This window comes from Streptomyces sp. NRRL S-1022 (genome assembly GCF_000720135.1).
Lineage (GTDB): Bacteria > Actinomycetota > Actinomycetes > Streptomycetales > Streptomycetaceae > Streptomyces.
The window spans coordinates 39,613-51,533 of record NZ_JOIU01000043.1 but is presented as its reverse complement, the minus strand read 5'-3'; the positions used below and the strand labels follow the sequence as shown (position 1 = coordinate 51,533).

Here is an 11,921-nt window from a genome sequence, read left to right as displayed (position 1 = left end):
GTATGAACCGGTACAAGCAGCGCGTGACCCTGGTGGTGGCCGCCGTGCTTCTCCCGTGCGCGGTGGCCTGCGGCGGCGGGAAGGGGGACAGTGGGGCGGTGAGCGTCCAGCAGCCGGTGACCGGGATCGACTGGCGGGTCGACAGCATCACCGTCGGCGGCACGAACCGGGCCGCGCCCGCCCCCGCCCGCCTGCGCATCGACGAGAACGGCAAGGCGGCCGGCAACCTGGGCTGCAACCACTTCAGCGCCCGGGCCACCGTGCACGGCGACCGGATCACCATCGGCGACCTGCGCACGACCCGGATGGCCTGCGGCGAGGAGCGGATGGCGTTCGAGCGGGCCCTCGCCCGCACCCTCACCACCGGCACGCTCACCGCCGAGCGCCACGCGGCGAAACTGACGCTCACCGACGGCGACGGCGACCGCGTCCACCTCAGCAGCAGCGCCTCCGAATGATGTGCGACACCTCACTCAGGCATATGGCGAAGAGGTCCGCGGCCGGTCCGAACGACGCGCAGGCACACCTCGCCGACCGGTGACGAATCGCTGTGACCAGCAAAAACGTAGAAACCGCCAAGGTGATCGAGACCGGCCGTGCCGTTACGGCGCGTATCCCCAATTCGGACCAGTGGTCGATCTCGCCTACACTCGGTGGCGTGCCACGTGGTGACGGTCGACTCAATCACGATCTGCTTCCCGGCGAGAAGGGCCCCCAGGACGCTTGCGGCGTCTTCGGCGTCTGGGCTCCGGGTGAAGAGGTCGCAAAGCTCACGTACTTCGGGCTCTACGCCCTCCAGCACCGGGGTCAGGAATCCGCGGGAATCGCGGTCAGCAACGGCTCCCAGATTCTCGTCTTCAAGGACATGGGCCTGGTCTCCCAGGTCTTCGACGAAACCTCGCTCGGTTCGCTCCAGGGTCACATCGCGGTCGGACACGCCCGCTACTCGACCACCGGTGCCTCCGTGTGGGAGAACGCCCAGCCGACGTTCCGCGCCACCGCGCACGGTTCGATCGCGCTCGGCCACAACGGCAACCTGGTCAACACGGCGCAGCTCGCCGAGATGGTCGCCGAACTGCCGAACGACAAGAACAGCCGCTCCGCCCGGGTCGCGGCCACCAACGACACCGACCTGCTGACGGCCCTGCTGGCCGCCCAGGTCGACGAGGACGGCAAGCCGCTCACCATCGAGGAGGCGGCCCACCAGGTCCTCCCGAAGGTGCGGGGCGCCTTCTCGCTCGTCTTCATGGACGAGCACACCCTCTACACCGCCCGCGACCCGCAGGGCATCCGCCCGCTGGTCCTCGGCCGCCTGGAGCGCGGCTGGGTGGTCGCCTCCGAGTCCGCCGCCCTCGACATCGTGGGCGCCAGCTACGTCCGCGAGATAGAGCCGGGCGAGTTCGTCGCCATCGACGAGAACGGCCTGCGCAGCTCCCGATTCGCGGATGCGAAGCCCAAGGGCTGTGTCTTCGAGTACGTGTACCTGGCCCGCCCGGACACCGACATCGCCGGCCGGAACGTCTACCTCTCCCGCGTGGAGATGGGCCGCCGGCTGGCCAAGGAGGCCCCGGCGGAGGCCGACCTGGTCATAGCGACCCCGGAGTCCGGCACCCCGGCCGCCATCGGCTACGCGGAGGCCTCCGGCATCCCCTTCGGTGCCGGCCTGGTCAAGAACGCCTACGTGGGCCGTACGTTCATCCAGCCCTCGCAGACCATCCGCCAGCTGGGCATCCGCCTGAAGCTGAACCCGCTGAAGGAAGTCATCAAGGGCAAGCGTCTGGTCGTCGTCGACGACTCGATCGTGCGCGGCAACACCCAGCGGGCCCTGGTCCGCATGCTGCGCGAGGCCGGCGCCGCCGAGGTCCACATCCGGATCTCCTCCCCGCCCGTGAAGTGGCCCTGCTTCTTCGGCATCGACTTCGCCACCCGCGCGGAGCTGATCGCCAACGGCATGACCATCGAGGAGATCGGCACCAGCCTCGGCGCCGACTCGCTCGCCTACATCTCCATCGACGGCATGATCGAGGCGACCACGATCGCCAAGCCGAACCTGTGCCGCGCCTGCTTCGACGGCGAGTACCCGATGGAGCTGCCGGACCCCGAGCTGCTCGGCAAGCAGCTCCTGGAGACCGAGCTGGCGGCCGGTCCCGCGGCCACGGCCGCCTCCGACGCGATCCGTCGCCCGTAACACCCTGCAGTACGACACGAAAGCTCTCACAGTCATGTCTGAGAACACTGGTGCCAGCTACGCAGCGGCGGGCGTCGACATCGAGGCGGGCGACCGCGCCGTCGAGCTCATGAAGGAGTGGGTGAAGAAGACCCGGCGTCCCGAGGTCCTCGGCGGCCTCGGCGGCTTCGCCGGACTCTTCGACGCCTCCGCCCTCAAGCGCTACGAGCGCCCGCTGCTCGCCTCCGCCACGGACGGCGTCGGCACGAAGGTCGACGTCGCGCGCCGCATGGGCGTCTACGACACCATCGGCCACGACCTGGTCGCCATGGTCATGGACGACATCGTGGTGTGCGGCGCCGAGCCGCTGTTCATGACCGACTACATCTGCGTCGGCAAGGTGCACCCCGAGCGGGTCGCGGCCATCGTCAAGGGCATCGCGGAAGGCTGTGTGCTGGCCGGCTGCGCCCTGGTGGGCGGTGAGACGGCCGAGCACCCGGGCCTGCTGGGCGAGGACGACTTCGACGTCGCCGGCGCCGGTACGGGCGTCGTGGAGGCCGACCGGCTGCTGGGCGCGGATCGCATCCGTACGGGTGACGCCGTGATCGCCATGGCGTCCTCCGGGCTTCACTCGAACGGGTACTCCCTGGTCCGTCACGTCCTCCTGGACCGTGCCGGGCTGGCCCTGGAGACCGAGGTCGCGGAGCTGGGCCGGACCCTCGGCGAGGAGCTGCTGGAGCCCACCAGGATCTACTCGCTGGACTGCCTCGCGCTGACCCGCACCGCCGAGGTGCACGCCTTCAGCCACGTCACCGGCGGCGGCCTGGCCGCCAACCTGGCCCGGGTGATCCCGGACGGTCTGCACGCCGTGGTGGACCGCTCCACCTGGACCCCGGGCGCGATCTTCGACCTGGTCGGGAAGACCGGGAACGTCGAGCGCCTGGAGCTGGAGAAGACCCTCAACATGGGCGTCGGCATGATCGCCATCGTCCCGGAGGAGTCGGCCGAGGTGGCCCTCGCGACCCTGGCCGACCGGGGCGTCGACGCCTGGGTCGCCGGTGAGATCACCGAGCGGGGCGAGAAGACGACCGGCGCGGAGCTGGTGGGAGACTACGCGGCCTGACCGTGCGGACAGCACAGAATCCGGTCGGTGGCTGTGCCACCGACCGGATTCGTGCTCAGTGCAAGGTCAAGCGCCTCGACGGTGCTGTGCGGGACCCTCGTCCTCGTCGTCGTCCTCATAGAGGTCGGCGTAACGGGAGTACAGGTCGTCGTCGTCATGCTCATCGTCCTCGAAGCGGTCGCCGTTCGGCGACTGGTTCGATGTCGATGCGCCCAGCTCCTCGGCCAGGCGTGAGAGGTCAGTCCCGCCGCTGTTGTACTTCAGCTGGCGGGCGACCTTCGTCTGCTTGGCCTTGGCCCGGCCGCGCCCCATGGCTCGACCCCCTCAACGACGGGGCTCGACGGCCCCAGAGTCTGACACGCGTTCATGATCTGGAACGGACTCTCCATGGAGAGGCCGGTCCGTAGGGCTTCCACGGTACCTGAGCCCGCGCCCATACGGTACGTCGCCCGCAGCACGCGCGTCTGCCCAGGACCTTCGAGGCGCCCCGTCCTTGCTGGTCAGTGGCGATTTTAACCACTTATCGGGGAACGACCCGCCGGGGGAAGTGAGAGTTCTCTCTAAGTTCCCGCCGACGGGTACCGCTCGTGTGTGCGAACGGGCTAGCGCGCGACGCGGTCCGCCCGGGCGTCGGCCATCCGCTGCTCGGCGATCCGGTCCGCCGCCGCGGCCGGCGGGATCCCGTCTTCCTTCGCACGTGCGAATATGGCCAGCGTGGTGTCGAAGATCTTCGCCGCCTTCGCCTTGCACCGGTCGAAGTCGAACCCGTGCAACTCGTCGGCCACCTGGATGACCCCGCCGGCGTTCACCACGTAGTCCGGCGCGTAGAGGATCCCGCGGTCGGCCAGGTCCTTCTCCACACCGGGGTGGGCCAGCTGGTTGTTGGCCGCACCGCAGACCACCCGGGCGGTGAGCACCGGGACGGAGTCGTCGTTCAGGGCGCCGCCGAGCGCGCACGGGGCGTAGATGTCCAGCCCCTCGACCCGGATCAGCTCCTCGGTGTCGGCGACGGCCGTCACGCCCGCGGGGTACTGGTCGAGGATCCGCTGGACGGCGTCCGCGCGCACGTCCGTGATCACGACCTCGGCGCCCTCGTCGCGCAGGTGCCTCACCAGGTGGTGGCCGACCTTGCCGACGCCGGCGATGCCGACCTTCCGGCCGCGCAGCGAGGGGTCGCCCCACAGGTGCTGGGCGGAGGCGCGCATGCCCTGGTAGACGCCGAAGGCGGTGAGCACCGAGGAGTCGCCGGCGCCGCCGTTCTCGGGGGAGCGGCCGGTGGTCCAGCGGCACTCGCGGGCCACGACGTCCATGTCGGCGACGTAGGTGCCGACGTCGCACGCGGTCACGTAGCGACCGCCGAGCGAGGCGACCATGCGGCCGTAGGCGAGGAGCAGCTCCTCGGTCTTGGTGCGCTCCGGGTCGCCGATGATCACGGCCTTACCGCCGCCGTGGCCGAGGCCGGCCATGGCGTTCTTGTACGACATTCCGCGCGCGAGGTTGAGGGCGTCGGCGACGGCCTCGGCCTCGGTGGCGTACGGGTAGAAGCGCGTGCCGCCGAGCGCGGGGCCCAGGGCGGTGGAGTGGATGGCGATCACGGCCTTGAGGCCGCTGGCCTGGTCCTGGCAGAGCACGACCTGCTCATGGCCGCCCTGGTCCGAGTGGAACAGGGTGTGCAGGACATCAGCAGGCGCGCCGGTTACGTCGGTCACTGTGGTGACTCCTGTGTACATATCGGCGAGTGGGGTCGGTCCCCGTACGGGTGGCGGGGAGCCGTGGCATGAGCGTAGAGCCTCGGCTCCTTCACCATCCGCGCAGTGTTCAGGATCACCCTCGCGGGCCCTCCGTGCACGTATGACCGTGGCACGATTTGCAGTGGTTTCGAGCCGGGCCCGTTGGGGAGGGAGCAGGCGTGCCGAAGGTGTCCTCCGTGGTCGTCCCCTATGCCGCGTACCTGCGCGTGTACGAGCCGCTGGGCGCCTTCCCGGAGCCGGAGCGCAGCCACTGGGCGCGCTACGCCCGCCGCTCCGACCGCCCCTCCTACCAGGACGAACTGCGCCGGTCCCTGGCGGACCTGCTGCCCGTCCCGCCGATCGCGGTGCCGGTGCACGAGAGCGGGGACGCCTTCGTGCTGGAGGTCGACGGGGCGGTCTGCGTGTGCCCCTGGCGGACCCGGCTGCGCGGCTGGCAGGCCCTGGGCGGGCTGGCCGAGGAGCTGCCGCCGCCGGTGCTGGACGCGGTGCTGCCGCCGGTGGTGCGCCACCAGGCCGCGCAGGACTACGAGCGCTGGCTCGCCCGGAACCCCGACGCCCGCCCGTGGATCCGGACGGCGACCTGGCAGGTGCCGCTGAACTGGTTCGTGCTGGTCTCGGACGAGGAGCGGCGGTACGACAAGGGCACCGCGGAGGTGCCGCCGGTGCTGCGCTACCGCACGCCGATGGTGCAGGCCCGGCGCCGGGTGGCACGGGGGCTGCGCACACTGCGGGACACCGTCGAGGAGGGCCCGCTGGTCGACGGTCTGCTGGACGTCGGGCGCTGGCTTGAGGAGTTCCACCCCCGCTCGCTGGTGGAGCTGGACTACGGCGGCCTGGTGCACGTGCTGCCGGCGGGCGAGCTGGAGGACGACCACTCGGCGGCGGACGTGGCGGCCGGCATCGAGGCGCTGCGCCGGGGGGACGGGACGGCCGCCGGGGAGGCGTACGGGCGGCTGGTCGAGCGGTGGCGGGCGGTCCGGGATCGGCGCTCGGCGAACTGAGTGACGTACGTCACGGTCAAATCGGCGCCGGACGACGTACGTTCTACTCGCTTAGACCACCTGACGGGATGTTGGTCCCGATCTGGACTTTTGTCCCAAGGGTGATGGATGGCACTTACCCGGCCCTTGCGCCTCTTGCCATCCCTCGTGCCAAAATAGGACAAGGAGTCCGGGGAGGGCTCCGTCCGTCCAACTGTGCTCCAACATGGGCGGATTCTCAGCATTGCACGCTTTGGGGGGTCTGGTGACTCCTGATCGCCCTGTGACTGATCGTCACAGTGGCGTGACTGTCCGCTATGGCATGGTCCATCGGCTTCCGTCGCTGATGAACACCTGGGAGGGCAATTCCATCGGTTTGGCCGACGCGGCTGGACAGATGGTGTAGTTGTAGTGCCGAGGACAAGCCGTTCGTCCTATAACCGACTCGACTCGCGTCCGCCATTTCGGGCAACGCGGGTCAAGGTGCAGAATTTAGAGGAAAGAACCGAGAAGGTTCGGTTCTCCCGAGGAGGCCGCTCATGACCGCTCGCACCCCTGATGCCGAGCCGCTGCTGACCCCGGCTGAGGTCGCCACCATGTTCCGTGTCGACCCCAAGACGGTCACGCGGTGGGCGAAGGCCGGCAAGCTCACGTCCATCCGCACGCTCGGCGGGCACCGCCGCTACCGCGAGGCCGAGGTCCGCGCTCTGCTCGCGGGCATCCCGCAGCAGCGCAGCGAGGCCTGAACAACTCCATAACCGGGCAAGACGGTCGGTCCCCCAACCGGCCGAGGCGCCCGAACCCCTAGCTCCAAGCGACGCGGGACCTGCCCCAACAGGGCCCTCGCCCAAGCCGAAGAGAACGTCGTAGGCAGCGACACAGGGTGCGTCGTCGATCGCGCTGGACTCCGCCGGGTCCAGCGCGATCTTTTTTGTGCGCCTCCCTGTAGGAGTCTGGGGAGGCCTGTCGGAACGTCTGGGGACCGGCTCGGGGGCCGGTGCAATTGCACATATTAAATTGACCCTTTGTAGGACGAGGGTAAGTGCCGCACTTTCAAAAACTCATGCGGTGACTCCCGTCACACGCCTGGGCGCTTGTTGCCCGTGGCCCGCGTGGGTTAGAGGAGCGGCGGGCGAGGGCGCGGGGCCCAGACTCCCATGCCCGTACGGCGGTTGACCCCGCGGAGGGTCACGCGTCCCGGGAGGCCGCCTCCTCGACGGCCTCCTGCTCGTCCTCCTGGCCGCGCGGACCGGCGTCCATCGCCAGCCGCAGCAGGCGGTGGCAGATGGGGCAGTGGCGCATCAGGTGCCGGTAGGACGAGGCGGCCGACAGATGGGCCCTCAGGAGCGCCCGCGTCTCGTGCCTGACCGACGCCGCCATACGCCACCTCCAGGGGCCGCACAGGAGGAACGGGCCCTGCTCCCTGGGTACCGAGGGAATGTGACGCCGTCAAGGCCGCGCGCCGCACGGAGAGGCGGCCTGGGACCCCGCCGGCCCGGAACGGCGGATGGGGCCGTTGTGGACCGGAACGACAAGAAGGACCCCTTCCGGGGGCGTGCGTAAGGCCCGCCATCCGGGGGTGACCGGGGGTGGCGGGCCTCTCTCGATGCGGTCCTGACGGGGTTTGCGGTGTTGCTTGCGGCTCCGCCGCGGGCGCGGCCTCCGGTCGGCGGGCGGGGGGGCATGCGAAAGGCCCGCCATCCGGGGATGACGGGCCTCTCTCGACGCGGTCCTGACGGGATTTGAACCCGCGGCCTCCACCTTGACAGGGTGGCGAGCACTCCAAACTGCTCCACAGGACCTGGTGTCGCGGCGCTTGCTGCTGCGTTGCGCTGCGAGAAGGACTGTACAGGAGGGCGAGGGTCCTGGTCGAACTCACCCCCCGTGCTCGGGCGGTTACGGAACGGCCGCGTCGATCGCCTTCACGATCCGCTTGTCCGAGACCGGGTACGCCGTGCCCAGCGCGTGGGCGAAGTAGCTCACCCGCAGCTCCTCGATCATCCAGCGGATCTCCAGCACCGAGGCGGGGACCGGCCGCCCCTTCGGCAGCTGTTCCAGGAGCCAGGCGTACTCGTCCTGCATCTCGTGGACCTTCTCCATGCGGGTGGTGTCCCGCTGGACGTTCGTCGGCATCTGCTGCAGGCGCCGGTCCGCGGCCACCAGGTAGCGCATCAGGTCCGGCAGCCGCCGTATGCCCGCCCACGTCACGAAACCGGGCTTCACGAGGGCGTCCAGCTGCTTGCGGACGTCCGTGAGGTTCGCCAGCAGCACCGGGCTGCGCACGGCCTTCAGCCGGCGCTCACAGGCCTGCCAGGCGGCCAGCACCTGCTGCACCTGGGCGACCGTACGCACCGTGGTGTCCACGATCTCCGCGCGCACCTTGTCGTACAGCTTCCGGTACGACTCCTCGTCCCACACCGGCCCCCCGAAGTCCCCGATCAGCTTGTCCGCCGCGGCCATCGCGCAGTCGTCGAACAGGGCCTGGACCGAGCCGTGCGGATTGGCGGAGAGCGCCAGTTTCTGGGCGTTCGTCAGCTTGTCGGACGCGAACTTCGCCGGGTTCACCGGGATGTTGCGCAGGATCAGCCGGCGGGTGCCCTTCCACATGGCCTCGGCCTGTTCCGCCTCGGTGTCGAAGAGGCGGACCGAGACCGTGTCGCCGTCGTCCACGAGGGCCGGGTACGCCTTCACCGGCTGTCCGGCCCGGCGGGTCTCGAACACCCGGGTGAGGGTGCCGATCGTCCAGTCCGTCAGGCCCTTGCGCTCCAGGGACTGCCCGCCCTCGCGGGACGCGGTCGCCGCCGCGGCCTGGGACAGGGCCTGGCGTGCCTTGGGCTTCAGGCGCAGCTTCAGCGCCTCCAGGTCCTTGTCCTCGGCCAGCTGGCGGCGCCGCTCGTCGACGATCCGGAAGGTGATCTTCAGGTGGTCGGGGAGCTTCGTCCAGTCGAAGTCCTCCGCCTCGAACGGGACACCGACCATCCGCTTCAGCTCGCGCGCCATCGTGACCGTCAGCGGCTCCTGGAGGGGCACCGCCTTCTCCAGGAACGCCTTCGCGTAGTTCGGCGCCGGTACGTAGTGGCGGCGGATCGGTTTGGGCAGCGAGCGGATCAGCTCCGTCACCACCTCCTCGCGCAGGCCCGGGATCTGCCAGTCGAAGCCCTCGTCCGTGACCTGGTTGAGGACCTGGAGCGGGATGTGGACCGTCACGCCGTCGGCGTCCGCGCCGGGCTCGAACTGGTAGGTCACCCGGAACTTGAGCTGCCCCTGCCGCCAGGTGTCTGGGTAGTCGGCCTTGGTGACCGTCTCCGCGGACTCCCGGATGAGCATCTCCCGCTCGAAGTCCAGGAAGTCCGGCTGCTCGTGGCGCTTGTGCTTCCACCAGGAGTCGAAGTGGGCGCCGGAGACGACGTGCTCGGGCACCCGCTGGTCGTAGAAGTCGAAGAGCGTGTCGTCGTCGACCACGATGTCCCGGCGCCGGGCGCGGTGCTCCAGCTCCTCGACCTCGCTCAGCAGTCTGCGGTTGTCGGCGAAGAACTTGTGGTGCGTGCGCCAGTCGCCCTCCACCAGCGCGTTGCGGATGAACAGTTCGCGGGAGACCTCGGGGTCGATCCGGCCGTAGTTCACCTTGCGCTGGGCGACGATCGGGACGCCGTACAGCGTGACCTTCTCGTACGCCATCACGGCCGCCTGGTCCTTCTCCCAGTGCGGTTCGCTGTACGTCCGCTTGAGCAGGTGCCCGGCGAGCGGCTCGACCCACTCCGGCTCGATCCTGGCGTTGACCCGGGCCCAGAGCCGGCTGGTCTCCACCAGCTCGGCCGACATCACGAACTTCGGCTGCTTCCGGAACAGCGCCGAGCCCGGGAAGATCGCGAACTTGGCGTTCCGGGCGCCCAGGTACTCGTTCTTGTTGCCGTCCTTCACGTCCTTCATCCCGATGTGGGAGAGGAGGCCGGCGAGGAGTGAGACGTGGATGCGGTCGGCCGGGGCATCCTCCTCGGCGAGGTGGATGCCCATCTGCTTGGCGACCGTGCGCAGCTGGGTGTAGATGTCCTGCCATTCGCGAATGCGCAGGAAGTTCAGGTACTCCTGCTTGCACATCCGGCGGAAGGACGACGAGCCCCGCTCCTTCTGCTGCTCGCGGACGTACCGCCACAGGTTCAGGTAGGCGAGGAAGTCGCTGGTCTCGTCCTTGAAGCGGGCGTGCTGCTGGTCGGCCTGGGCCTGCTTGTCGGCGGGGCGCTCGCGCGGGTCCTGGATGGACAGCGCGGCGGCGATGACCATCACCTCGCGGACGCAGCCGTTGCCGTCGGCCTCCAGGACCATCCGGGCCAGGCGCGGGTCGACCGGCAGCTGGGCCAGCTTCCGGCCGGTGTCCGTCAGCCGCTTGCGCGGGTCCTTCTGCGCCGGGTCCAGCGCGCCCAGCTCCTGGAGCAGCTGCACGCCGTCGCGGATGTTGCGGTGGTCCGGCGGGTCGATGAAGGGGAACTTCTCGATGTCGCCGAGGCCGGCCGCGGTCATCTGCAGGATGACGGAGGCCAGGTTCGTCCGCAGGATCTCCGCGTCCGTGAACTCCGGGCGGGCGAGGAAGTCCTCCTCGGAGTACAGGCGGATGCAGATGCCGTCGGACGTACGGCCGCAGCGGCCCTTGCGCTGGTTGGCGCTGGCCTGCGAGACCGGCTCGATGGGCAGCCGCTGGACCTTGGTGCGGTGGCTGTAGCGGCTGATCCGGGCGAAGCCGGGGTCGATGACGTACTTGATGCCCGGGACGGTGAGCGAGGTCTCGGCGACGTTGGTCGCCAGAACGATCCTGCGTCCGGTGTGCTGCTGGAACACCCGGTGCTGCTCGGCGTGGGAGAGCCGGGCGTACAGCGGCAGCACCTCGGTGGACCTGTACCTCTTCTTCTCCAGCGCGTCCGCGGTGTCCCGGATCTCCCGCTCCCCGGAGAGGAAGACCAGGATGTCGCCCGGGCCCTCGGCCATCAGCTCCTCGACGGCCTCGGTGATGGCGGTGATCTGGTCGCGGTCGGCGTCGTCCGACTCCTCCTCCAGCAGGGGGCGGTAGCGGACCTCCACCGGGTAGGTCCGACCGCTCACCTCGATGATCGGGGCGTCGCCGAAGTGCCGGGAGAAGCGCTCGGGGTCGATGGTCGCCGAGGTGATGACGACCTTCAGGTCCGGGCGCTTGGGCAGCAGCCGGGCGAGGTAGCCCAGCAGGAAGTCGATGTTCAGGGACCGCTCGTGGGCCTCGTCGATGATGATCGTGTCGTAGGCGCGCAGTTCGCGGTCGGTCTGGATCTCGGCGAGCAGGATGCCGTCCGTCATCAGCTTGATGAAGGTGGCGTCCGGGTTCACCTGGTCGGTGAAGCGGACCTTCCAGCCGACGGACTCGCCGAGGGGCGTGCGCAGCTCCTCCGCGACCCGCTCGGCGACGGTCCGGGCGGCGATCCGGCGGGGCTGGGTGTGCCCGATCATGCCGCGCACGCCCCGGCCCAGCTCCAGGCAGATCTTGGGGATCTGCGTGGTCTTTCCGGAACCGGTCTCACCGGCCACGATGACGACCTGGTGATCGCGGATGGCCTCCGCGATCACGTCCTTCTTCTGGCTGACCGGCAGCTGCTCGGGGTAGGTGACGGCCGGCACGCGGGAGCGGCGCTCGGCCATCCGGGCCGCGGCCTTGTCGATCTCGCCGTCGATCTCGGCGAGGACGGCGGCACGGGCCTCCGGCTTACGGATCTTGCGCGCGCCCTCCAGCCGCCGCCCGAGCCGGTGCGCGTCGCGCAGCGACAGCTCGGTCAGACGGGGGGCGAGGGTGCCGAGGACGGGGGCGGGATGCGTAGACATACGGGATCCAGGATCTCACCTCGGCGGAAAATCACGCGAACGATTTCAACCGGGGCGGG

At 69.7% G+C, this 11,921-nt stretch carries 9 protein-coding genes and 1 tRNA gene; 5 read left to right on the top strand and 5 right to left on the bottom strand.

The annotated features are described in order from the left end of the window. Positions 1-98 precede the first annotated feature (98 nt). From IG05_RS0138935 to purM, 3 genes are all read left to right on the top strand, one after another. Positions 99-458, top strand: a complete 360-nt coding sequence (locus IG05_RS0138935; protein WP_234336229.1) for an META domain-containing protein — start codon at positions 99-101, stop codon at positions 456-458. Between the two features lie 200 nt (positions 459-658). Then, positions 659-2,188 carry an amidophosphoribosyltransferase gene (purF, locus tag IG05_RS0138930; RefSeq protein WP_030348848.1) on the top strand — a complete coding sequence of 510 codons (1,530 nt, stop codon included), beginning with the start codon at positions 659-661 and terminating at the stop codon, positions 2,186-2,188. A 34-nt stretch (positions 2,189-2,222) separates the two neighbouring features. Then, entirely contained in the window at positions 2,223-3,290 is a 1,068-nt protein-coding gene (gene purM / locus IG05_RS0138925) for a phosphoribosylformylglycinamidine cyclo-ligase (RefSeq protein WP_030348847.1), read from the top strand. Positions 3,291-3,356: 66 nt separating this feature from the next. Here the strand turns inward: purM and IG05_RS0138920 are convergent, their stop codons facing one another. After that, positions 3,357-3,602, bottom strand: coding sequence for a DUF3073 domain-containing protein (locus tag IG05_RS0138920; RefSeq protein ID WP_030348846.1), 246 nt, complete (start codon positions 3,600-3,602; stop codon positions 3,357-3,359). Positions 3,603-3,892: 290 nt separating this feature from the next. Further along, positions 3,893-4,999, bottom strand: a complete 1,107-nt coding sequence (locus tag IG05_RS0138915) for a Leu/Phe/Val dehydrogenase (RefSeq protein ID WP_030348845.1) — start codon at positions 4,997-4,999, stop codon at positions 3,893-3,895. Positions 5,000-5,199: 200 nt separating this feature from the next. Here IG05_RS0138915 and IG05_RS0138910 point away from each other — a divergent pair, with 200 nt between their 5' ends. Next, the gene (locus IG05_RS0138910) at positions 5,200-6,042 is read left to right on the top strand and encodes a hypothetical protein (protein ID WP_030348844.1); all 843 of its coding nucleotides are present in this window, start codon (positions 5,200-5,202) and stop codon (positions 6,040-6,042) included. A 518-nt stretch (positions 6,043-6,560) separates the two neighbouring features. Next, positions 6,561-6,767: a developmental transcriptional regulator BldC gene (gene bldC / locus IG05_RS0138905; RefSeq protein WP_003949541.1), complete on the top strand. Its 207-nt coding sequence runs from the start codon at positions 6,561-6,563 to the stop codon at positions 6,765-6,767. A gap of 442 nt (positions 6,768-7,209) precedes the next feature. Here bldC and IG05_RS0138900 read toward each other — a convergent pair whose 3' ends face one another. The 3 genes from IG05_RS0138900 to hrpA form a co-directional block, all read right to left on the bottom strand. After that, the gene (locus IG05_RS0138900; protein ID WP_030348843.1) at positions 7,210-7,401 is read right to left on the bottom strand and encodes a DUF6274 family protein; all 192 of its coding nucleotides are present in this window, start codon (positions 7,399-7,401) and stop codon (positions 7,210-7,212) included. 347 nt (positions 7,402-7,748) lie between these two features. Then, positions 7,749-7,823, bottom strand: a tRNA-Asp gene (locus IG05_RS0138895). Positions 7,824-7,917: 94 nt separating this feature from the next. After that, a complete protein-coding gene (gene hrpA, locus IG05_RS0138890; protein ID WP_030348842.1) occupies positions 7,918-11,862 on the bottom strand; it encodes an ATP-dependent RNA helicase HrpA in 3,945 nt (1,314 codons plus the stop codon). Positions 11,863-11,921 lie beyond the last annotated feature (59 nt).

Bases quoted from the DNA above. Each gene is read 5' to 3' on its own strand.
- purM (WP_030348847.1), top strand. From the start codon at position 2,223: ATGTCTGAGAACACTGGTGCCAGCTACGCAGCGGCGGGCGTCGACATC.
- IG05_RS0138920 (WP_030348846.1), bottom strand. From the start codon at position 3,602: ATGGGGCGCGGCCGGGCCAAGGCCAAGCAGACGAAGGTCGCCCGCCAG.
- bldC (WP_003949541.1), top strand. From the start codon at position 6,561: ATGACCGCTCGCACCCCTGATGCCGAGCCGCTGCTGACCCCGGCTGAG.
- IG05_RS0138900 (WP_030348843.1), bottom strand. From the start codon at position 7,401: ATGGCGGCGTCGGTCAGGCACGAGACGCGGGCGCTCCTGAGGGCCCAT.
- hrpA (WP_030348842.1), bottom strand. From the start codon at position 11,862: ATGTCTACGCATCCCGCCCCCGTCCTCGGCACCCTCGCCCCCCGTCTG.